At 46.2% G+C, this 20771-nt stretch carries 22 protein-coding genes, 1 tRNA gene and 1 pseudogene; 9 read left to right on the top strand and 15 right to left on the bottom strand.

Annotation, left to right across the window (positions count from 1 at the left end):
* Position 1 precedes the first annotated feature (1 nt).
* The 4 genes from FD975_RS04730 to FD975_RS04715 form a co-directional block, all read right to left on the bottom strand.
* The gene (locus FD975_RS04730; RefSeq protein ID WP_215303530.1) at positions 2-934 is read right to left on the bottom strand and encodes a branched-chain amino acid ABC transporter permease; all 933 of its coding nucleotides are present in this window, start codon (positions 932-934) and stop codon (positions 2-4) included.
* 45 nt (positions 935-979) lie between these two features.
* Positions 980-2131: a branched-chain amino acid ABC transporter substrate-binding protein gene (locus FD975_RS04725; protein ID WP_215303528.1), complete on the bottom strand. Its 1152-nt coding sequence runs from the start codon at positions 2129-2131 to the stop codon at positions 980-982.
* A 355-nt stretch (positions 2132-2486) separates the two neighbouring features.
* Positions 2487-2581: transfer RNA gene (locus FD975_RS04720), tRNA-Ser, on the bottom strand.
* Positions 2582-2660: 79 nt separating this feature from the next.
* Entirely contained in the window at positions 2661-3911 is a 1251-nt protein-coding gene (locus tag FD975_RS04715) for an aspartate kinase (protein ID WP_215303526.1), read from the bottom strand.
* A 156-nt stretch (positions 3912-4067) separates the two neighbouring features.
* Here FD975_RS04715 and FD975_RS04710 point away from each other — a divergent pair, with 156 nt between their 5' ends.
* Entirely contained in the window at positions 4068-4352 is a 285-nt protein-coding gene (locus tag FD975_RS04710) for a hypothetical protein (protein WP_215303524.1), read from the top strand.
* Complete coding sequence (locus tag FD975_RS04705; RefSeq protein WP_215303522.1) at positions 4346-4639, top strand: type II toxin-antitoxin system RelE/ParE family toxin; 294 nt, start codon at positions 4346-4348, stop codon at positions 4637-4639. The genes FD975_RS04710 and FD975_RS04705 overlap by 7 nt, the downstream gene beginning before the upstream one ends.
* Before the next feature lies 1 nt (position 4640).
* Here the strand turns inward: FD975_RS04705 and tilS are convergent, their stop codons facing one another.
* From tilS to cysS, 4 genes and pseudogenes are all read right to left on the bottom strand, one after another.
* Entirely contained in the window at positions 4641-5963 is a 1323-nt protein-coding gene (gene tilS, locus FD975_RS04700) for a tRNA lysidine(34) synthetase TilS (protein WP_215303519.1), read from the bottom strand.
* Positions 5929-6900: an acetyl-CoA carboxylase carboxyltransferase subunit alpha gene (locus FD975_RS04695; protein ID WP_215303517.1), complete on the bottom strand. Its 972-nt coding sequence runs from the start codon at positions 6898-6900 to the stop codon at positions 5929-5931. Before FD975_RS04695 ends, tilS begins: the two co-directional genes overlap by 35 nt.
* Positions 6901-6909: 9 nt before the next feature.
* Positions 6910-7536, bottom strand: a pseudogene (locus tag FD975_RS04690) (DNA-3-methyladenine glycosylase); the annotation flags it as partial.
* Between the two features lie 59 nt (positions 7537-7595).
* A complete protein-coding gene (gene cysS, locus FD975_RS04685) occupies positions 7596-9017 on the bottom strand; it encodes a cysteine--tRNA ligase (protein WP_215303513.1) in 1422 nt (473 codons plus the stop codon).
* An 87-nt stretch (positions 9018-9104) separates the two neighbouring features.
* Between cysS and FD975_RS04680 the strand changes: the two genes are divergently transcribed.
* From FD975_RS04680 to FD975_RS04670, 3 genes are read left to right on the top strand one after another with little or no spacing between them, the layout of a single operon-like run.
* Positions 9105-9923 carry a M48 family metallopeptidase gene (locus tag FD975_RS04680; RefSeq protein WP_251371423.1) on the top strand — a complete coding sequence of 273 codons (819 nt, stop codon included), beginning with the start codon at positions 9105-9107 and terminating at the stop codon, positions 9921-9923.
* Positions 9924-9969: 46 nt separating this feature from the next.
* Positions 9970-10473 carry a peptidylprolyl isomerase gene (locus FD975_RS04675; protein ID WP_215303510.1) on the top strand — a complete coding sequence of 168 codons (504 nt, stop codon included), beginning with the start codon at positions 9970-9972 and terminating at the stop codon, positions 10471-10473.
* Entirely contained in the window at positions 10470-11258 is a 789-nt protein-coding gene (locus tag FD975_RS04670; protein ID WP_215303508.1) for a UDP-2,3-diacylglucosamine diphosphatase, read from the top strand. Before FD975_RS04675 ends, FD975_RS04670 begins: the two co-directional genes overlap by 4 nt.
* 14 nt (positions 11259-11272) lie before the next feature.
* Here FD975_RS04670 and FD975_RS04665 read toward each other — a convergent pair whose 3' ends face one another.
* The gene (locus FD975_RS04665; RefSeq protein ID WP_215303506.1) at positions 11273-12061 is read right to left on the bottom strand and encodes an inositol monophosphatase family protein; all 789 of its coding nucleotides are present in this window, start codon (positions 12059-12061) and stop codon (positions 11273-11275) included.
* Positions 12062-12191: 130 nt separating this feature from the next.
* Here FD975_RS04665 and FD975_RS04660 point away from each other — a divergent pair, with 130 nt between their 5' ends.
* Together FD975_RS04660 and cysE are read left to right on the top strand one after the other, a co-directional pair.
* Positions 12192-12941, top strand: coding sequence for an RNA methyltransferase (locus tag FD975_RS04660; RefSeq protein WP_215303504.1), 750 nt, complete (start codon positions 12192-12194; stop codon positions 12939-12941).
* A 29-nt stretch (positions 12942-12970) separates the two neighbouring features.
* On the top strand, positions 12971-13738 hold the full coding sequence (gene cysE, locus FD975_RS04655) for a serine O-acetyltransferase (protein ID WP_215303502.1): 768 nt from the start codon (positions 12971-12973) through the stop codon (positions 13736-13738).
* 1 nt (position 13739) lies between these two features.
* Here the strand turns inward: cysE and FD975_RS04650 are convergent, their stop codons facing one another.
* Positions 13740-14333, bottom strand: a complete 594-nt coding sequence (locus FD975_RS04650; RefSeq protein ID WP_215303500.1) for a peptidylprolyl isomerase — start codon at positions 14331-14333, stop codon at positions 13740-13742.
* 43 nt (positions 14334-14376) lie between these two features.
* On the opposite strand from FD975_RS04650, the gene FD975_RS04645 reads away from it, so the two are divergent.
* Both FD975_RS04645 and FD975_RS04640 read left to right on the top strand, forming a co-directional pair.
* Positions 14377-15609: a cupin domain-containing protein gene (locus FD975_RS04645; RefSeq protein WP_215303498.1), complete on the top strand. Its 1233-nt coding sequence runs from the start codon at positions 14377-14379 to the stop codon at positions 15607-15609.
* Positions 15610-15718: 109 nt separating this feature from the next.
* Positions 15719-15925: a hypothetical protein gene (locus FD975_RS04640; protein WP_215303496.1), complete on the top strand. Its 207-nt coding sequence runs from the start codon at positions 15719-15721 to the stop codon at positions 15923-15925.
* Between the two features lie 69 nt (positions 15926-15994).
* Here the strand turns inward: FD975_RS04640 and bamC are convergent, their stop codons facing one another.
* The 5 genes from bamC to FD975_RS04615 all read right to left on the bottom strand — a co-directional run bounded on the left by bamC (position 15995) and on the right by FD975_RS04615 (position 20769).
* Entirely contained in the window at positions 15995-17143 is a 1149-nt protein-coding gene (bamC, locus tag FD975_RS04635) for an outer membrane protein assembly factor BamC (RefSeq protein WP_215303494.1), read from the bottom strand.
* The gene (gene dapA / locus FD975_RS04630; protein ID WP_215303841.1) at positions 17140-18012 is read right to left on the bottom strand and encodes a 4-hydroxy-tetrahydrodipicolinate synthase; all 873 of its coding nucleotides are present in this window, start codon (positions 18010-18012) and stop codon (positions 17140-17142) included. The genes bamC and dapA overlap by 4 nt, the downstream gene beginning before the upstream one ends.
* Positions 18013-18088: 76 nt before the next feature.
* On the bottom strand, positions 18089-18652 hold the full coding sequence (locus tag FD975_RS04625) for a bifunctional 2-polyprenyl-6-hydroxyphenol methylase/3-demethylubiquinol 3-O-methyltransferase UbiG (protein WP_251371422.1): 564 nt from the start codon (positions 18650-18652) through the stop codon (positions 18089-18091).
* A 9-nt stretch (positions 18653-18661) separates the two neighbouring features.
* Positions 18662-19864 (bottom strand): tryptophan--tRNA ligase, encoded by a 1203-nt coding sequence (locus tag FD975_RS04620; protein ID WP_215303492.1) that lies wholly within the window; start codon positions 19862-19864, stop codon positions 18662-18664.
* 56 nt (positions 19865-19920) lie between these two features.
* Entirely contained in the window at positions 19921-20769 is an 849-nt protein-coding gene (locus FD975_RS04615) for a 3',5'-nucleoside bisphosphate phosphatase (protein ID WP_215303490.1), read from the bottom strand.
* Positions 20770-20771 lie beyond the last annotated feature (2 nt).

The following is a 20771-nucleotide window of genomic DNA, read 5'->3' as shown; positions in this document are numbered from 1 at the left end:
CTTACACTCGCTCGCTTGATTTTTCAGAAATCAAGCCGGTTGGCTTTAATCCCATGATTATGATGACGACTGTAAATGCAAATACATCTTTATAAGCGCTTGGTACATCCGGGAAAATTGCCGGCAACATCACAGCACCAAGAGTCTGAAGTGCCGCAAATAGAAAACCTCCGACAATGGCACCATAAAAGTTACCAAGCCCTCCAACAACTGCAGCAGAGAAACCAATGACACCAAGCAAAAGACCCATACTAAAGTTCACCTCGTTGTAATAAAGGCCGTTCATTAAGCCAGCGAGGGCTGCTAGAGCAGAACCTAGCATGAAGGTGATTAGAACAATCTGCCGAAAATTGATTCCCATAATGCGGGCAGTCTCGCTATCTTGCGCAACCGCCCTAATTGCCAAACCAATTTTGCTGCGCGTAATTAATCTTTGAACGGCTACGATACAGATGATTCCGGTTAACAACAGAATCAAACTATCCGAACGAAGGGTAAATTCACCGAGTGAGATTCCATCTGTTGGCAACAACCTTGGGAAGGGCTTGGGATTCGAACCATTGGGATAAAAAAGGCGTACAGCTTCACGCAAGGCCAAGCCCAGCATCAATGTGACAAGCAATGTATTAATTGGCGGAGCCTTTTGCAAAGGCAAAATTAAATAGCGAGCAATCACAGCGCCTAAAAAAGCAGCCACTGACAAGCTAATAAGGACGAGCACTAAAAGCTGAAGCCAAGGAGAATCAAAAGTTCCTGCTATACCAATATAAGCAGTGAGGCCCGCAAAAGCACCTACCATCAAAATATCGCCATGCGAGAACTTAATGACGTCCAAAACACCGAAGTAAAGAGTGAACCCTACGGCAACAATCGCGTAAATAACGCCTAACATTAAACCGTTAAGCAAGTACTGCAAAAAGATATCAAACGACATGCACTATCACCCTCTTCACTTCGGTTGGAAAACAATAAATTAAATTTATTGCCCTAACTTACGTTGCTTCTTGGCGTACAAACTATCCTCCCAAACAACCCACTTGCCATCTTGAGCTACATACTTGGAAATCAAAGGAACAATGTTTTGGCGACGATCATCAAAGCTAACCTTACCGATGATGGTCTCAACGTTGTTGGTCTTATTAAGTACGTCCATTACCTTTTTACGATTTGGCCCAGCCTTTTCAATAGCATCCATGATGAGGTTTGCGGCCGTATATGCAAATGGGCCATAAGCTTCAGGTGCGTCTGGGTATTTTTGCTGGTTGTACTTGGCTATAAACTCCAAGCCTCCTGGTAATTTCTCCCATGGAGCACCCTCAATAAAGGAGAGCGAGCCCTCTGACAGCTTACCTAAGCCCTCAATATAGGCATCAGACTTGATTCCAGAGGTTCCTTCGAATACTGCTTTGATGCCTAGGCGATCCATTTGAGTACGAATACGAATACCGATTGGTGTTAGACCGCCAAAATAAACCACCTCAGGCTTCAACTCTTTGATCTTTGTTAGCTCAGCTGTGAAGTCTTGTTGATCAGCCGTTACTCCAAATGTACCAAGAATCTGACCGCCATTTTTAGTTAAGTATTGAGTGAAATATTTGTTGTGACCTTTGCCGTAGTCAGTGGTGTCATGAATAATGACCCACTTTTTATAGCCAAGCCCTGTTAGGAATTTAGCTGCAACCTCATTTTGGTTGATCATAGTACCGTTAACACGATGGACTTCTTTGTAATCATTGGCATAGGTGATCTCAGGCAAAACTGCACCCCACACCATCACAGGCAGGCCAAACTTATGATAAACATCCACTGTGCTCATCGCTACAGCAGAACAGTAGTGAGTTACACCGGCAATGATTGAGTTATCGGAAGCAATTTTTGTGGCCACCTGAACGCCAACGTTTGGCTTGCACTCGTCATCGGCAGATACAAGCTCATATTTATATTTAGCATTGGGATCTTGATTTCTCATGCGCACTGCAAGATCCGCAGAATTTCGGCCACCTATTCCGTTAGCCGATACACCACCCGTCAAAGGTCCAATATAGGCAATCTTGACAGTATCTTTTGCGGAAACGCTGAAAGAAAGGCCAGAACATAAAGCAAGGACTAAAGCTGAAACAATTGATTTCATAACTAATCTCCTAATAATATTTTTTTCAACCACTTACCATTCAGTGTAGCAATATTCTATTTCTTAAATATTGACCTTAGTCATCTCTTTTAGGTGCTCGTATACCCCTAGATTATTAGCTTTAAGGGTAGCTCTAGAGACAAGACACACCATGAGAATATCGGCAAGAATGAGATATCAATTTAAGCAACTGGCCATAGCGGTGCAAGAAAAGCATTATTGGTGCCCCTTGCCCCAATTTAAAAACTTGAGCACAGTATGAGTCTAAATTTACCAATTGCGAAAATAAAAAAGCCCCAGTTACGGGGCTTCGTTATTTGTCGTAGCGGCTCAAGCAGTTAAATCACAAGGATTTTGGCGGAGACGAGAGGATTCGAACCTCCGATCAGAGTTTTAGCCCCGATGCTCCCTTAGCAGGGGAGTGCCTTCGACCAGCTCGGCCACGTCTCCGTATTGATACATTAACAACGCCCCACAGTTTAACTGATTCCTATGCCTGCAGGGATTTACAGCGGTTTAATGCCGATTCTTACTTCTGATCTAACTCAAAGGCCTTATGGAGAGCACGTACAGCCAACTCCATATATTTCTCATCAATAACGACTGAGATCTTGATTTCACTGGTAGAGATCATCAAGATATTGATGCCCTCTTCTGATAATGTGCGGAACATTTTGCTGGCAACGCCAACATGGGAGCGCATACCAACACCAACTACGGATACTTTAGAAACCTTAGGGTCGCCTGAAATTTCTTTAGCTTCGATATGGGATTGGACATTGCTCTTGAGTAAGTCCAGAGCTTTTTGATAATCAGCACGAGGCACTGTGAAAGTGAAGTCCGTCTTACCTTCAAAGGATTGGTTCTGAATGATGATATCCACATCAATATTGGCATCCGCAATTGGACCCAAAATTTGATAAGCGATACCTGGGCGATCAGGAACGCCAAGAACGGTAATTTTTGCTTCATCACGCGCAAAGGCGATGCCGGAAATAACTGCGGCTTCCATAGTGCTGTCCTCTTCAAATGTAATCAAGGTGCCCGACTTCATCTCTTCAGCAAGGGGCATCAATGGATCTGTCAGCGATGACAGAACACGGGTTTTAACTTTGTACTTACCAGCAAACTCAACCGAACGAATTTGCAATACCTTTGAACCAAGACTTGCCATCTCGAGCATTTCTTCAAAAGTAATTTTGTCTAAGCGACGTGCATCTTCACAAACGCGTGGATCTGTCGTGTAGACGCCATCGACGTCGGTGTAAATCAAGCACTCATCCGCCTTCAGTGCAGCAGCCATGGCAACAGCTGAAGTGTCAGAGCCGCCACGACCTAAAGTGGTGATGTTGCCATCTGGATCAACGCCTTGGAAGCCAGTAACTACTACAGCACGTCCAGCATTGAGATCAGCAAGAATTTTCTTGTCATCAATGCTCTTGATGCGGGCTTTAGTAAATGATGAATCCGTGTGAACTGTTACCTGCCAACCAGCATAGCTGACTGCATCAACTCCTTCGCGCAGTAATGCCAAAGCCAATAAGCCAGAGCTAACCTGCTCACCCGTAGAAGCGATTTGATCTAGTTCTCGGGGATTGGCATCAGGATTGATGTCCTTCGCCAAACCAAGCAAACGGTTTGTTTCGCCCGACATCGCTGAGGGCACTACGACTACCTGGTGGCCAGCACGCATCCACTTGGCAACGCGTTTAGCGACGTTCTGAATGCGCTCAACTGAGCCCATTGAGGTGCCACCATACTTATGAACGATAAGAGCCATAAATCCGTTGTATTGTCTGTTTATAGGGAAATGCATTCCCTAGGGTCTAAAAGGGGCTTATTTTACAGGGTTTTTATCACCCTAAACGCCAGGCATTGACAGCAGCTTGGTCTGGGGATAGGATTGGTGTTACTAAAGTAACACCAGGAGACCGATATGAGCATAGTCAGCACAACATCCCTAAAGCTCACCGAAGAAATTAAACAGCAAGCTACAAATGCAGCTAAAGAGCTTGGCATGACTCCCCACGCATTTATGGTGGAGGCTATTAAGCAGGCCAGCATCAATGCGGAAATACGCAGGAACTTCATCGAGCAAGCCAACATTGCACGCGAAGGGGTTATCAAAAATGGTAAGGTCTTTGAATCAGACAAAGTTTTCGAAGCAATGAAAGCCTGTATCGCAGGGAAAAAATCGACATTGAAAGTTAGCAATTGGTAAGAATTGTTTTTGCTCCACAAGCACTTGATGATCTAGAACGGCTTACTGACTTCCTAATTGAAAATAACAAAAGTGAGGCACTTCTCACTATCGAATTAATTGAAGAGGCTATAAAAATCCTAGCAAGGCACCCACTACTTGGGCGGCTTTGCAATACCCATCAAAGAGAGTTAGTGATCTCACGGGGAAAGAGTGGGTATATCGCCTTGTATAGCTTCGAGGAGTCGAAAAAAACAATCCTCATCAATGCCATTCGACACCAAAAAGAATCCGGCGGAATTTATTAACTTAAAGCGATTCCCAGCATGGTAGCACTCGCTTACCAGTCGACACCAAATGTGGGTAGCTCGCCCCCACCCCAGCGACCGCTATCAGTTCATCATTGATATAAAGCAGTGGCGCCTGTCGCTCCCAAGGCGGGGTATCTGATTCTTGGAAAAGGTTCTTGAGGGTTTTTCGTGGGGTATTGGGCTTGATTTGGAGCTTTTCTGCCCCCAGACGAAGCCTTTCCTCAACAAGACCCTGATTTTGGGCTTGTTTAACCCAGCCAGCAGGCAAGCCAAGCGACCTGCTCCGAGCAGGGACATCACGAAATACCCACTGCCCGACTTTGCGATTTGCCACTTGTAAGAGGCCACGCCATAAATAAATGCTCGCCTCATCATGTTGCCATGCCAAATTTGAATCTGTTTTTACAGCCATCAGATCTTTCCACCAAGCCTCAAGACGCTCCTGGGATGGCATTGCTAAATCATTTAGCTTGAGCCAGTAGCGCATCAAATTATTAGCAGCCGCTTTATTTTCCTTCGCAAGAAGCAAGAGAGGTGTTAGCCTTAAGCACTGGGCTTGAAGAATATGCTTGCCATCTTGTCTAGCCAGGCGATCGAGCAGCAATTGAGACTGGGCAAGCAGGTCTGCACTGCGAGCTAAATTGGCAATCGCACCTGGCTGAATTTTCTCCAACCTCGGAATGATGTCTTTACGAATCGCATTTCGGCGATAGCGCGTATTTTGATTGCTGGGATCTTCTACCCATTTGAGTTTGTGTTCTTTGGCGTAAGTTTCAAGCTCAGGCTTACTGAGATTGAGCAGAGGTCGCCAGAGCGTAATAAACTGATTGTCATATGCGTTGACACGGTTAAGTGGCATACCAGATAAACCAGATACACCAGAACCTCGCAAGAGCTGCAATAGGACGGTTTCGGCTTGATCGTTTTGGTGGTGGGCTAAGAGTAGATCTTCAATGCCATGCTCAATACACAACTCCGTTAAGGCATCGTAGCGCTCTGCTCTAGCCCGGGCTTCAATATTGCCCTGCGATTGATCTGCAAAATGCAATAAACGGAAATCAAAATGTACTCGGTACTTTTTGGCTAGCTTCTCGCAAAACTCCAGCCACTGATCGGCAGGCTTTTGTAAGCCATGGTGAATATGGAATACCCAAATCTCAGTTGAGTTATTAGGATCTGTTTGGACTGTCTTGCAAACGGCATCAAGCAAGACAACCGAATCAAGCCCACCACTTAAGGCAAGACCAATACGTTTGGCCGCTGCTGAAGCCGCCTGAAGAGTCGCCTTAGGACTTGGCTTCGATTTCCTTGAACTTGCCATAGCCCATTAAGCGTTCATGTCGACGCTCAAGAAGCGCATCCACTTTCATACCATCGAAGGTTTTCAGTGACTCAGCCAAGGCTTTGCGCATGTTATTCATCATGGTCTCGTAATCACGATGCGCACCACCAGTTGGTTCAGCAACGATCTTGTCAATCAAGCCGATTGTCTTTAAACGTTGCGCTGTCAAACCCAATTGCTCAGCAGCCTCTGGCGCCTTGTCAGCAGTCTTCCAAAGAATAGATGCGCAGCCTTCGGGTGAAATCACAGAATAGGTTGAGTTCTGCAACATCAACACCACATCACCCATTGCAATTGCTAAAGCACCGCCAGAACCACCCTCACCAATAATGGTCGCGATGATAGGCACTTCTAATTCGGCTTGTACATAGAGGTTGTGACCAATCGCCTCGGACTGGTTACGCTCTTCTGCGTCGATCCCTGGAAATGCGCCTGGTGTGTCGACAAAAGTAAATACAGGCAATTTAAATTTTTCAGCCAAGCGCATCACACGCTTTGCTTTGCGGTAACCCTCGGGGCGGCTCATACCAAAGTTACGCAAGGCGCGCTCTTTAGTATCGCGACCCTTCTGATGGCCAATCACTACGCATGGTTGATTCTCGAAGCGCGCTAAGCCGGTAATGATGGATTGATCATCTGCAAAATTGCGATCGCCATGGAGCTCATGAAAATCTGTAAATAAAGCGCCAACATAATCGAGGGTATAAGGACGCTGTGGATGACGCGCCACTTGTGAAACTTGCCAAGGACTGAGATTGGCATAAATATCTTTAGTCAGCTGCTGACTTTTTTCGGAAAGCGTTTTAATCTCATCAGAGATGTCTACCGATGATTCATCTTGCACAAATTGCAGCTCTTCAATCTTTGACTCTAGTTCAGCGATTGACTGCTCAAAATCCAGGAAAGTCGTTTTCATAGCTTGATTTTAATATTCAACGGGAATGGGGTCGAGACTTCTCCACATATACCAGGTTGCAACCGTGCGCCAAGGGGCCCAATTGGCAGCCACTTCGCGGGCCTCATGCCTGCTAACAGGCTCTCCACTGAAGTAATTGAGGGAAATGGCCTTAATTAGACCGACATCGTCTAAAGGGAGGATATTCGGTCTAACCATATTGAAAATAAGGAACATTTCAGCGGTCCAGCGCCCAATACCCCGAATTTCACATAACTCTTTGATGATGGCCTCATCTTCCATGCCTTTCCACTGATTGGCATGCAAACGGCCAGAATTGAAGTGCTCAGCTAAATCACGGATGTACTCGACCTTACGACCCGATAAACCAGCCGAACGTAATTCTTCAACACTTAAAGCAAGGATATTTTTAGGGTTAACTTTGTTTTTAGCGGCAAGCAAAACTTTATTCCAAACTGACTGAGCTGCTGCTACAGAAATTTGCTGACCAACAATCGATCTGGCCAATGTCGTAAATGCATCACCGCGAGTCCTCAAAAAAACTGAGCCATGCTTTGGAATCAATTTTTTTAGGATACGGTCTTGTTTAATCAACTCAGCACAAGCTTGCTCCCAATACTCCGGGGCTGATTCTTCAAAAATTTCTTGCTCTGCTGCTTTAGTCAAAATACATTCTCAATCACGAATTGAATTACTTAATTTCTACGCCATTCAGTCAGGCCACCAGGTTTGTCTTCTAAGACTACACCCTGTTCCAATAAAGTTGTGCGAATCAAATCTGCCTTGGCAAAATCTTTGGCTTGCTTTGCCGCAACTCGTGCAGCGATCTGCTCTTCAATTGCAGCAGCAGATAAACCTACATCACCACCACGAGATCCTTCTTGTAAAAATAGAGTTGGCTCTCGCTGCAAGAAGTTGAGGGTTCCAGCCAAGCCTTTGAGGATAGAGGCAAGCTGCACCTTCTCATCACCCTGCGTACGATTGACTTCGCTTGCCAAATCAAATAGAGCTGCAATAGCTTCAGGTGTATTGAAGTCATCATTCATAGCATCAGTAAAACGCTTAGCCCATGGAGAATAAGGGTCTAGAGCCTGATTGCTTGCTGGCGCTTGAGCTAATGCCGTGTACAAACGAACTAAGCCTGAGCGTGCCTCTTCAAGCTGAGCATCGCTATAGTTAATAGGACTGCGATAGTGGGCACGCAGCATAAAGAAACGCAAGACCTCAGGGTCGAAATTCTTCAGAACATCCCGAATCAAGAAAAAATTACCCAAGGACTTGGACATTTTTTCTTCATTCACGCGAATATGTCCGTTGTGCATCCAGTAATTTACAAAAGGTTCATCGCTAGCCTGATGATCTTGGCCATATAAAGCTCCCTCACTCTGAGCGATCTCGTTCTCATGATGAGGAAATTGCAAATCAGCACCACCACCATGAATATCAAAATGCTCACCTAGTAAATCGCAGGACATAGCAGAGCACTCAATATGCCATCCAGGACGACCTTCACCCCACGGTGATTTCCAGCGAGTATCCGCAGGCTCTTCTGGCTTAGCACTTTTCCATAAAACAAAATCCAAGGGATCCCGTTTGCCACCGCCAACTGCGACACGCTCACCCGCATTTAATTCATCTAAAGATTTACCGGAGAGACGACCGTACTCAGGGAATAAGCGAACAGCAAAATTGACATCGCCATCCTCGCCTTGATAGGCCAATTCTTTTTCTATCAAACGCCCAATCATGCCCTGCATTTGGCTTATGTAATCTGTTGCGCGGGGCTCGTGATCTGGATGCATTAAGCCCAACTCATCCGAGTCAGCATGCATTGCATCAATAAAACGCTGGGTCAGCGCCGCAATGGGCTCACCATTCTCAATGGCGCGATTGATGATCTTGTCATCGATATCAGTGATATTGCGAACGTAAACCACTTCGTAGCCACTAGCCCGCAACCAGCGCACCACCATATCAAACACAATCATCACCCGGGCATGCCCAATATGGCAAAAGTCATATACGGTCATTCCACAGACATACATCTTCACCTTACCCGGCTCGATGGGTACAAAGGCCTGTTTAGAGCGACTGAGGGTGTTATAGATTTGCAGCATAGGGGCTATAAAGGTGGGCAAGTAGCGCCAATTTGTTAGACTGAGCGCTGAGTATATCGAATGAGCCCGTTTTTCACCCCGCCCCCTATGCCAGTTAACCTTTTTTCACCACGTCCGGCCCAATTGGCTGGCTTGAGCTGTATTTTTGCTGTTTTATTACTAGCTGGCTGCAGCACGCCAGGCCAACAACTGGCTGATGCTGAAATTAAGGCTCTTAATGCCGCCTCAGCCGGCGCTGCTCAAGGCACCCAAGCCCCCTATTTGGGCTCCTACGGCCCCAATGACCCACCAAGACTAGCCGGCAATGATGCTGGGTACGATCAATTTAATTCTGAGCTTTCAGACTCAGTAGCCGTTCCTTTTCTATCGTTTTTGATTATTGAGCCAGATCCAGTCACTAAAAATGGGATTCCATCAGATATTGAAAAATTGGTTAAAGCCAAAAAATATCCGGAAGCCATCGACCTCATTAACCAGCGTCTCAAGAAAACCCCAGGTAACGTGCAGTTACGTTATGTCAAAGCGCGCATGCAGATTGAAATGCGTCAGTGGGATCCAGCCAAGAAGACATTAATTGAAATTACCCAACAATTTCCAGAGTTGCCAGAGCCCTATAACAACCTAGCTGCACTTGCTGCTAATCAGGGCAATTGGATTGAGGCTAGGGATTACTTAGAGCTTGCTCTGAAATTACGCCCTAGCTATACCGTAGCTGCAGCCAACTTAGGTGAGGTCTACATTCGCCTTGCGGCACAGTCCTACGACAATGCAGCAAAAGATGCTGTTCTCAATCAGCGCCAATACACCAATCGTGCAAAAGCACTGATGGAAATATTAAAGCCGCCCAAGAAAAGGGCTGCCCCAACAGCACCAGCAATCGCGCCGATATCACCTAGTTCAAACTAATTTTTATACTTTTTTATCTACTAACTCATCAGAAAGTTAATACACCATGGCCAAAGTTTTACTCAAAACAAATCAGGGTGATATCACCCTCACCTTAGATGCTGCTAAGGCACCAAAGACCGTTGCCAATTTTTTAGAGTACGTTAAAAGCGGTCACTACGATGGCACGATTTTCCATCGCGTCATTGATAACTTCATGATTCAAGGCGGAGGCATGACTGCTGGTCTGAAAGAAAAATCTTCTGGCGCCCAAATTGAGAATGAAGCAAACAATGGTCTCAAGAACGATCGTGGCACAGTAGCCATGGCACGCACTAGTGATCCACACTCTGCGACAGCCCAATTTTTCATTAACGTAAATGACAATGACTTCTTGAATCACACTTCACCAAGTGCTCAAGGCTGGGGTTATGCCGTTTTTGGCAAGGTTACTGATGGCCTAGATGTGGTTGATACGATTCGTAAAGTAAAGACTGGTAATTCCGGCTTTCATCAAGATGTTCCTAAAGAAGATGTTGTTATTGAAAAGGCAAGCGTTCTCGAGGAATGATCCCGCAATACGCGAGCGCGTTATTCATTTCTGATTTACATCTCACGCCGTCAATGCCCTTGACCGCGCAACGATTTTTTGATTTTTGTGAAAAGGATGCCCCCAAGGTAGAGGCTGTATTTATCCTGGGTGACTTGTTTGAATATTGGGTTGGAGATGATGCTGCCCAGCACTCCCCTTTTCAACAAGAAGTGAAGCATGCGCTTGCAACACTCTCGACTAAAGTGAAAACGTATTATCTTCACGGTAATCGAGATTTTTTAGTTGGAAAGCATTTCTTAAGCAAGACGGGCATGACCTTCATGCCCGATCCAAGCAATATCAACATTGCTGGATCTGAATATGTTCTTTGTCATGGCGATTCTCTTTGCACAGCAGATATTGGTTATCAAGTGTTTCGTGGTTGGGTTCGCAAAGCTTGGATTCAAAAATTATTCTTGAAATTGCCTTTGAAATGGCGTCGTTCGATTGCAAATCATCTGCGAAACAATAGTGGCATGCAGTATCAGCGTTCGATGCACTCTACTGTTGATGGCGCACAGGCCAAAACAGATGTCACCTTAGCAGCATGCGCTGCAGTACTGAGAGATCAGAATGGCAATCAATTGATTCATGGACATACCCATCTTCCCCAGCACCATCAAGAAAATCTTTTGGGCCAAGAATGGCAGCGCTGGGTCTTATCCGATTGGGATTTAGATCACCCGGAGAGTGGACGACCACGCGCAAGTGCACTACTCATTAACCAAGACGGCGTTCGATACGCCGACCTGATTAAGACTTAATTCTGTTACCTAAATTAACAGATGGAATATTTCGATAAGCACTGCACCATCTGACCAAAAATACGCGGGTTTGCACACATTACTTCACCGCTTTGCAAGAAGCCTTCTTCGCCGCGGTAGTTGCCGATGAGTCCACCTGCTTCAGTAATTAATAAAGCCCCTGCAGCCATATCCCATGGCTTGAGATCACTCTCAAAGAATCCATCGTAACGACCAGCAGCAACATAAGCTAAATCCAAAGATGCAGCACCAGGACGACGCAGACCAGCACAATTTCGTGACATCTCTGCAAAGATTTTTAAATACTTTTCTAGATCCTGATCTTCGCGATACGGAAAACCGGTGCCAAGTAAAGAATTAGCTAAACGGTCTTGAGTAGCAACACGTAAACGCCGGCGGTCTAAGTAGGCGCCTGCACCACGTGTAGCGGTAAAGAGTTCGTCGCGGGTTGGGTCATACACCACTGCTTGCTGAGTGATGCCGTTGACTGAGAGCGCAATCGAAACTGCATATTGCGGAAAGCCATGAATAAAGTTGGTTGTGCCATCCAGGGGATCAATGATCCATACGTTTTCTGCATCGCTATTTTGAGCGCCAGTCTCTTCAGCCAAAAAACCATGTGTTGGATATGCTTCGCTGAGCGTCTCAATAATGGCCGCTTCAGCTTGTCTGTCCACCTCGGTAACAAAGTCATTATGTTGTTTGCGGTCAACCTGAAGGCGCTCTAAATTGAGAGAAGCCCTATTAATCACGGTTCCGGCACGACGGGCAGCCTTAACGGCCACATTTAACATGGGATGCATAGTATTGATGGACAAATTAAATAAGAACAAGCTCACTAGATTGCAAACTGCAGGACAATAAGGAGCTAACACCCTGATTCTAAACGATTGCTCCTTTGAACATCCAAGCTCCTAGAGAATTCCTGTTGATATGAATAACGCACAAGCACAGTTACTACGTTGGGTTTTAGTTGAAACCAGCCACCCTGGAAACGTAGGTTCAGCTGCGCGCGCACTTAAAACCATGGGATTTAGTGATCTGCGCCTGATTTCACCAAAGATTGCGAGGGTTGCCCACACATCAGAGGCAATCGCCCTAGCTAGTGGTGCCGTTGATATCCTGGAATCTAGTCAAGAGAGCTCATCACTAGAGTCAGCCGTTCAAGACTGCCCCCTTGTACTGGGCTTAACTAGTCGCGATCGTGAATTTGGGCCACCAGCAATCAGCTGGCTAGATGCCCGCCCCCTCATTCAGGCAGCTATTGCTAGTAAACAGCGTGTCGCTCTTCTGTTTGGGCCAGAGCGTACCGGCTTAGACAACCATCACCTCTCACTTTGCACCCATCGGGTTTGGCTCGATGCAAACCCCTTGTACCCATCTCTAAATCTCGCCCAAGCCATGATGGTTTGCGCCTTTACCCTGCGAGAGGCTTTGACAAAAGATGCTGGAGTTGCCCCCCTTAATTCGAGCATGGAAGTGGTAGATTTTGCGGATCCGGCTGCCGTAGCCGCCATGTTAGAGCACTGGCGTGAGGGGCTAGAAGCAATTGGCTATCTCGATCCCGCCAACCCGAAGAAGCTTATGCCACGCTTGCAAGCCCTCTTTGCTAGAACTCGACTCCATAAAGAAGAGATCGATCTTCTACGCGGCATTGCTAAGCAGATGCTCTCCAGAAAATAAATTTGGTCTTTACCCGTTAAAATTGATTTATGTTTAATTCACTTTTCGACCAAGTCGACTCCATCATCGTGCGTGACCCCGCCGCGAGAAATCGTCTAGAGGTCATTACCTGCTATCCAGGTTTGCATGCCGTGTGGATTCATCGGGCATCTCATGGTCTGTGGAACTTGGGCCTGAAATGGGTTGCACGCCTTCTGTCAATGTTGGCTCGCTTTATTACCGGCATTGAAATTCACCCTGGAGCGAAGATTGGTCGTCGCGTTTTTTTAGATCATGGCCTTGGGATTGTGATTGGAGAAACTACCGAGATTGGTGATGATTGCACCATCTATCAAGGGGTTACCTTAGGTGGAACCTCTCTCTACAAAGGAGTAAAGCGTCACCCTACTTTAGGTAAAGGCGTAGTCATTAGTGCTGGAGCAAAAGTTCTTGGCGGCTTTACTGTGGGTGATGGTGCTCGAGTTGGATCTAATGCCGTAGTACTGAAAGAAATCCCTGCCGGAGCCACCGCAGTAGGAATTCCTGCGCGTATTTTGCATCCAGATTTACCGCAGGCAAGCACACCAGATAGCAAAGTGAAAGAGTACTTCTCTGCTTATGGCGTGACTCCAAACGTAGATGACCCAGTATCTATGGCGTTGAAGGGTTTGATTGATGCGACTTTAGAGCAAGAAGCAAAAATTGCAGCTCTCGAAAAAGTAATCGCTAAATTAAGCAACACACCAGCATCTGATGCTAGCGAATCAAGCGACACCAAGCGTGATCTTGGTGCACTAAAAGAATGGCTTAAAGAGTAGCTTAATGCAGTGTTGGGGATGAACCGCCAGCATGAGGGGTGGCATCAATTAACTCATCCTCATCTTCCTCTGAAGCATCATCAGGCATGCCAAATGCGAATGCCTCAGCACCCTCAGGGTGTTGATTTTCTATTTCTTCATCAGTTGCAGCACGAATATCTTCTACTTGAACCCAAAAACGCAAGGCCATACCAGCTAGCGGATGATTACCATCTAAAACTACTTGGCTATCTGCTACATCAGTAACGGTATAGATCAAGGGCTCCTCATCCACATCACTAGACTCACCCTCTTCTTCGGCATCTGGCACACCCTCAAACTGCATCCCTACTTCCAAAGGTTCCGGAAAGCGGGCACGTGGTTCAATCTTTAAGAGCTCTGGATCATACTCGCCAAAAGCTTCGCTGGGTTCAAGCTGAATGCTGGCTTCATAACCGACATCTTGACCATCTAATAAAGTCTCAATCTTTGGAAAAGTACCCTCATATCCTCCATGCAGGTATACCATCGGAGAATCTGGTTCCTCGATAATATTGTTTTGCGCATCAGTTAATTTGTAGCGCAGGGATACAACGGTATTTTTTTCGATCTTCATGCGTAATTCATTCAACATTGTGTTTTAAACAGCTTCTGACTATATGAACTCATTTTACTTGAGCAAGCCATACGATCCTCCCCAGGCACCCCAAAACCTCCCCCTGGATTGCCCATGGGCCCTTCTGGGTGGCATTAGCCCTGAGAAGTTCATGAAATCCTATTGGCACAAAAAACCGTTATTGGTGCGTGGCGCTATTCCCGCCTTTGAGCTTACAAAAAGATTAGGTGAGCCCTTGGGTAGCGCAATATCTCCTGAAGAGTTATTCAACATTGCAGGTGATGATGCAGTTGAGTCCAGATTAATTCAGGCCAAGCCCTGGACTTTTTCAAATGGCCCTTTTAAAAAGAAATCGATCCCACCGCTGGATTCGCCAGACTGGACACTCCTACTTCAAGGAATGGAGGCAAGACATCCAGCAGCTGCAAAAATACTTTCTTGGTTTCGCTTTATTCCAGATGCCCGTTTGGATGATTTAATGATTAGCATTGCCGGACCAGGTGGAGGAGTTGGGCCACACTTTGATTCTTATGATGTCTTTTTAATTCAGATGTCAGGCCGTCGGCGCTGGCGTATTTCCGAACAAAAGGATTTGAGCCTAAACCCCAAGCTTCCTTTAAAGATCTTGCAGAACTTTAAGATGGAACAAGAGTGGGATCTGGAGCCAGGCGATATGCTTTATCTACCTCCTCACGTTGCACACGATGGCATTGCTTTAGATGTCGGCTGTCAAACTTGGTCAGTTGGTTTCAGGGCGCAAAGTTATAAGGAAATCCTGCAAGAAGGTTTATGGCGTCTTGCTGAATCGCTTGAGGATATCCCTGTGTTAGAGCAGCGTTTTGCTGATCCACGGCAAAGAGCAACTCGTTTCCCAGAACAGCTTCCAGAGGAAATCATTGCGCAGGTGTCCACAAAATTAAGGGAATTAAAACTAGATCGCATACAAACATTTCTACCTGGAATTACTGCCTACCTGAGTGAACCAAAACCCCAGGCCTATTTTGATGGTTCCGCAAACCATCTGTCCCTTAAGGAATTTCAGCTTCAGATCACCAAGCGGTCTCTAGTTCCGCACCCTCAAACAAGACTACTTGCCCTAGGTGAACGGATTTACTGCAACGGAGAGGATGTCACCAGTGGGCAAGATCAGCAAACTCAGGTGGCTTGGTCCAAGCTTGCGGCCAAGAGGAGTTTCCAAGGCCTGCTAGGTAAAAATGGGCTGGGTAATAGTCTTTTTGAGGCGTACGAGGCTGGCTGGCTGGTTTTCGAGGAGTAAATTTAGAGATGGCTATAATGTCTGCTGGAAAATACCTAAGGGGTAACCCTGAAGATTCCAAGTATTAATAACCGGTTATTAATAATAATTTTTTTAGAGGAAATTACAAATGAAGAAGTCACTAGCACTCTTAGCAATGTTGGCAATCGCTTTGGCCGCTTGCGGTAAAAAAGAAGAAGCAAAACCTGTTGAAGCTGCTCCTGCTGCACCTGCTGCCGCTCCTGCTGCTGCACCTGCTGCTGATGCACCTGCTGCACCTGCCGCTGCTCCTGCTGCTCCTGCTGCCCCAGCTGCTCCTGCTGACGCTAAGAAGTAATCTTCTTCTTGAAGAAAAAAAGCCGCTGAAAAGCGGCTTTTTTATTGGCTCAGTTTTTTTACTTGGTGCTTATCTGGCCATTTGCTCAGTAAGCAAGGTTAAAAGTTGCAAGCCAGCGGCAGAATTTTCAGGCTTACCATCTGCATTTTGAACATAAATGCTTGAAGAATTATCCCCTGTTGATTTAACTACTACGAGGTATTTCTTTGCCTTCAAGCTGGAATCATCCTTACTGCTAAATAGATTTGAGAAGAACCCTTTGGTATCACCCAAATCCTTGGGATTAACGTAGCGAACATAGTAAACACCGTTAGCGCGATTACGATCTTCAACAGTAAAGTTAGATCGATCCAAAGCTAAACCAGTGTCGCGCCATGCACGATCAAAGCCTGCGGCCATTTCAATATGTGCAGTGTTAACACCCTCTTGAACTAACTTTGCTTTTGGTGTCTTGGGACCAAGCGGTACAGCAACTTGAGCCTTGGCCATTTCTTGCGTCATCCCCAAGCGCTCCATTAAACGAGCTAAAAATGCCGCTTCAAGCTCAGGGTCATTTGGACGCGCAGTCCAAATAGTAGAGATGCAAGAACCGGTACTGTCAGTAGTGCACACCTCTAAAGCACCGCGTTGAGTGATGTAAATCTCCGTTTCGCCAGGCTTACTCACCTCAAGACGAGTCTTGTACTTATCACGCTCACCAGTGTCATAAAGGGAATCTAACGCACCGCCAATGGTTGATCGAATAAAGTCTTGTGCAATCTTGGCACGATTCTCCGCCCAGTCCGTCTCCATGATGCCGGTAGATGGTGAATCAATCACCAATAGGAAACCATTTTCTTGCCAGAAATCTTTGATTTGTGGATAGAGCTCTGGAGCAGGTTTTTCGACAACTAACCAACGACGCTCACCATCACGAGCAATACGCATACCTGGAATGCCGGTCATGACATTCTTGCGAGTTTGTACTGATTTTTTTACTGCCGCGTTGTACTCAGACATCGTAGCGGAGCCATCCTGAACGATATATCTGCGATCAGCTTGAGCTGTGATGAGATCAGGAGGATAGGACAAATTAGGTCCACGAACAGCACCAGCAGATTTGTAATCCACGGTATCGTTCGTTGTTACCGATTTACATCCCAGTAGAGAGATGCTTGCCAAAGAAAGAATAAATAAAGTTGCGCAATACTGGCGCACAAGTTGCAACACATTCGTCATAGTAAGCCGGCCTGTTTCATTGCAGTCTTCAAAGGTTCACGCAAAGCAACGCTCAAAGGGGTTAAAGGCAAACGAATTCCAGCAGTGACTTTGCCCATTTCATGCAGAGCCCATTTCACAGGAATCGGATTTGCCTCAGTAAACATGGCTTTATGCACAGCCAGTAATTGATATTGAATAGTACGTGTCTTGACGACATCGTCAGACATTGCTGCCTGGCACAATTGATGCATTAGACGTGGGGCAATATTGGCAGTAACAGAAATATTACCCTTGCCACCCATCAACATCAGCATCGCCGCACTCAGATCGTCGCCAGAAAATACAGAAAAATTAGCATGTCCAGCACGCTTGAGATCGGCTAGCAACAAAGTGCCTCTCTCAATGCTGCCAGTTGCATCCTTTATACCGATAATACCCGGCACTCCGGCCAAACGCACGGTAGTCTCACCCGCAAGATCAGCAACAGTTCGGCCAGGAACGTTATAAAGAATCACAGGCAAATCAACTGACTCCGCTATTTTCTTGAAGTGGGCATACATACCCTCTTGAGTTGGCTTGTTATAGTAAGGAACAACCTGGAGGCTGGCGTCAGCACCAACCGATTTTGCAAAATTGGTTAACTCGATAGCCTCGGTAGTGGAATTACCACCAGTACCCGCGATCACTGGAATGCGTCCAGCAATATGCTCAACGGCGACTTTAATCAGCTCACAATGCTCATCTACAGATACGGTGGGAGACTCTCCGCTCGTACCAACAATGACGATTCCATCAGAACCCTCAGCAACATGCCAATCCAACAACGAACGTAAAGCCGGAAAATCCAGACTTCCATCCTCGAACATCGGCGTCACAATAGCGGGCATACTGCCTGCGATAGGCTTTTTACTAGCTTGGGATTGTGTTGTATTAGTCACTTAATGTGTCTGAATTATCTGAATGTTAACCACCAAATTGTAACGGAACGCACCCTTTTAAATGCCCTTTTACGGCACAAATCCGCTGAACCATAGCTGGTTTAGGGTGATCAAGGTAAATATCCTCGTAGGCTATGACCCTAAGGTCTGATCGGTGGGCCAAAGCAAGCAATTCCCCTGATTTGAGTAGGAAATTGGGATTTGAGGGTTTGCCAAACTCAGCGTTCCCATCTGCAAAGGTTTCATAGATCAAAACGCCGCCTTCGGTCAGCATTTTGGGCAATTCATCCAAAAATGGGCGATATAAATAATTAGTCACCACAATGCCTGAAAACTGTTGATTTAACAAAGGCCAATCCGAGCCCTCAAGATCAAGTGCTTGAATTTGGATGGAGTTACTTTTAAGCGACTCCACCATGGAAATATCTTGGTCAACAGCAAGAATCTGATGGCCCAAAGAAGCCAATAAAGCAGTATGTCTACCTGTACCGCAGGCAAGATCTAAGACCCTGCCATCCTTCGGAATCGCTGGTACAAAACGCCTTACCCAGGGAGAGGCAACTGCAATGGAATCATGGCCTAAAATCAAAGGGATGCCTTAGTCGTACGCCAAGCCCATAGCTTCACGAACCTCGCGCATCGTTTCTTGGGCCACCTTGCGAGCCTTGTCCGAACCATCTGCAATAATCGAACGCAATAAGCTTGGATCATCCAAGTATTTCTGGGCGCGCTCAAACATGGGTTGCTGCTCAGCAAGAATCGCATCAATTACGGGTTGCTTGCACTCCAAACAGCCAATGCCTGCAGACTGACATTCTTTTTGAACCCAAGTCTTGGTTTCATCATTGGAATAGACGGTATGCAACTGCCATACTGGGCAACGCGCAGGATCACCTGGATCAGTTCTCCGCACTCGCGCTGGATCGGTTGGCATCGTACGAATCGAACGAATCACCTCTTCTGGCTTTTCACGAATGCTAATCGTATTGCCATAAGATTTAGACATTTTTTGACCATCAATACCAGGCATGCGTGATGCCGTTGTCAGCAAAGCTTGTGGTTCAGGCAGAATAATTTTGCGAGCACCTTCTAAGAAGCCAAACAATCTCTCACGGTCAGCCATAGAAAGACTTTGTGCTTCTTGTAACAAAGCTTTGGCCTCTTCTAGCGCCTCATCGTCGCCCCGCTCCTGAAAAGCCACGCGCAACTCGGCATACATCTTGGCACGTTTACTACCTAATTTTTTAACTGCCTCTAGTGCCTTCTCTTCAAAACCAGGCTCGCGACCATAAAGATAGTTAAAGCGGCGCGCCACTTCGCGCGTCATCTCTACGTGTGGCACTTGGTCTTCGCCTACCGGAACAAACTGCGCGCGATACATCAAAATATCAGCAGCCTGTAACAAGGGGTAGCCCAAAAAACCATAGGTCTGTAAATCTTTTTCTTTCAGCTTTTCGATCTGATCTTTATAGGTTGGTACACGCTCCAACCAACCGAGAGGCGTACCCATAGAAAGCAATAAGAAGAGTTCTGCATGCTCAGGCACTTTGCTCTGAATAAATAAAGTAGCTTGGTTTGGATCAACGCCACAGGCCAACCAGTCAATCACCATGTCCCATACGGATTGCTCAATCACATCCGGGGTTTCATAGTGAGTAGTTAAGGCATGCCAATCTGCTACAAAAAAGTAGCAGGGGTACTCAGACTGCAAGCGAACCCAATTCTTTAAAACACCATGGTAGTGGCCGAGGTGCAAGCTACCAGTAGGTCGCATGCCAGATAGAACACGTTCTGCAAACATCTTGATCTTTATTCTTATAGGTAATTAAAACTAGTTAAGCAAATAGGAGGAATCAGTTAGTGGAAAAGCGACCACACAGGAGTTAAGTGATCAGGCAAATGTGGCAAGGTACCGAGATCAATATAACTCTCTTCTGGATCATGAAAATCTGACCCACGAGAAGCTAAAAATCCATAGTGCTGGGCAATCTTGCCATAAGTTTGATATTGATTCGGGCTATGGCTTCCAGTAATCACCTCAATTGCCATACCACCGATTTCTTTGAAGTGCTTATAGAGCTCATCCATCTGCATGGAGCTCAACTTATAACGACCAGGGTGGGCAATCACCGCGACACCACCGGCGGCTTTAATCCAAGCAACCGCATTATCCAAAGTTGCCCAAAGGTGTGGCACATAACCTGGCTTGTCTTCCACTAAATAGTTTTTAAATACTTGATCGGTATCGCGACATACGCCCTGCTCAACCAAAAACCGTGCGAAATGCGTACGAGAAATCAGCTCATGATTGCCTGCAAAATGCAGTGCGCCATCATAGGCACCTGGTATGCCTGCCTTTAATAATTGTTCTGCCATAAGCTTAGCGCGGTTACCACGGCCTTCGCGAGTCAGTCGCAAGCCCTCCAAAATTCCTGCATGAGCAGCATCAATTCCTAAACCAACAATATGAATAGTCTGCCCCATCCAGGTCACTGAAATTTCGACCCCAGAAAGGTAATCCATGCCAAGCGCGCTTGCAGCGTCCTGAGCTCTTACCTGCCCACCTAATTCATCATGATCGGTTAAAGCCCATAAACGCACGCCATTGGCATAGGCGCGTTCAGCCAACTGCTCTGGCGTTAGGGTTCCATCAGAAACAACGGAATGGCAGTGTAAGTCTGCGTTGAGGCTGGAATTACTGGTCATGA

Origin of the sequence: Polynucleobacter sp. AP-Jannik-300A-C4, from assembly GCF_018688335.1 — a bacterium.
Taxonomy (GTDB): Bacteria; Pseudomonadota; Gammaproteobacteria; order Burkholderiales; family Burkholderiaceae; genus Polynucleobacter.
Note: the sequence above shows the minus strand (reverse complement) of the source record. Positions and strands in the feature narration are given on the sequence as shown.

Excerpts from the sequence above, each read along its gene's own strand:
- FD975_RS04620 (WP_215303492.1), bottom strand. The coding sequence starts at position 19,864 with ATGTTTGCAGAACGTGTTCTATCTGGCATGCGACCTACTGGTAGCTTG.
- cysE (WP_215303502.1), top strand. The coding sequence starts at position 12,971 with ATGTTTAATTCACTTTTCGACCAAGTCGACTCCATCATCGTGCGTGAC.
- FD975_RS04660 (WP_215303504.1), top strand. The coding sequence starts at position 12,192 with ATGAATAACGCACAAGCACAGTTACTACGTTGGGTTTTAGTTGAAACC.
- FD975_RS04640 (WP_215303496.1), top strand. The coding sequence starts at position 15,719 with ATGAAGAAGTCACTAGCACTCTTAGCAATGTTGGCAATCGCTTTGGCC.
- FD975_RS04670 (WP_215303508.1), top strand. The coding sequence starts at position 10,470 with ATGATCCCGCAATACGCGAGCGCGTTATTCATTTCTGATTTACATCTC.
- FD975_RS04710 (WP_215303524.1), top strand. The coding sequence starts at position 4,068 with ATGAGCATAGTCAGCACAACATCCCTAAAGCTCACCGAAGAAATTAAA.
- FD975_RS04725 (WP_215303528.1), bottom strand. The coding sequence starts at position 2,131 with ATGAAATCAATTGTTTCAGCTTTAGTCCTTGCTTTATGTTCTGGCCTT.
- dapA (WP_215303841.1), bottom strand. The coding sequence starts at position 18,012 with ATGCCCGCTATTGTGACGCCGATGTTCGAGGATGGAAGTCTGGATTTT.
- bamC (WP_215303494.1), bottom strand. The coding sequence starts at position 17,143 with ATGACGAATGTGTTGCAACTTGTGCGCCAGTATTGCGCAACTTTATTT.
- FD975_RS04615 (WP_215303490.1), bottom strand. The coding sequence starts at position 20,769 with ATGACCAGTAATTCCAGCCTCAACGCAGACTTACACTGCCATTCCGTT.
- FD975_RS04675 (WP_215303510.1), top strand. The coding sequence starts at position 9,970 with ATGGCCAAAGTTTTACTCAAAACAAATCAGGGTGATATCACCCTCACC.
- FD975_RS04645 (WP_215303498.1), top strand. The coding sequence starts at position 14,377 with ATGAACTCATTTTACTTGAGCAAGCCATACGATCCTCCCCAGGCACCC.
- FD975_RS04665 (WP_215303506.1), bottom strand. The coding sequence starts at position 12,061 with ATGCATCCCATGTTAAATGTGGCCGTTAAGGCTGCCCGTCGTGCCGGA.
- FD975_RS04715 (WP_215303526.1), bottom strand. The coding sequence starts at position 3,911 with ATGGCTCTTATCGTTCATAAGTATGGTGGCACCTCAATGGGCTCAGTT.
- tilS (WP_215303519.1), bottom strand. The coding sequence starts at position 5,963 with ATGGCAAGTTCAAGGAAATCGAAGCCAAGTCCTAAGGCGACTCTTCAG.
- FD975_RS04695 (WP_215303517.1), bottom strand. The coding sequence starts at position 6,900 with ATGAAAACGACTTTCCTGGATTTTGAGCAGTCAATCGCTGAACTAGAG.
- FD975_RS04650 (WP_215303500.1), bottom strand. The coding sequence starts at position 14,333 with ATGAAGATCGAAAAAAATACCGTTGTATCCCTGCGCTACAAATTAACT.
- FD975_RS04680 (WP_251371423.1), top strand. The coding sequence starts at position 9,105 with ATGCCAGTTAACCTTTTTTCACCACGTCCGGCCCAATTGGCTGGCTTG.
- cysS (WP_215303513.1), bottom strand. The coding sequence starts at position 9,017 with ATGCTGCAAATCTATAACACCCTCAGTCGCTCTAAACAGGCCTTTGTA.
- FD975_RS04730 (WP_215303530.1), bottom strand. The coding sequence starts at position 934 with ATGTCGTTTGATATCTTTTTGCAGTACTTGCTTAACGGTTTAATGTTA.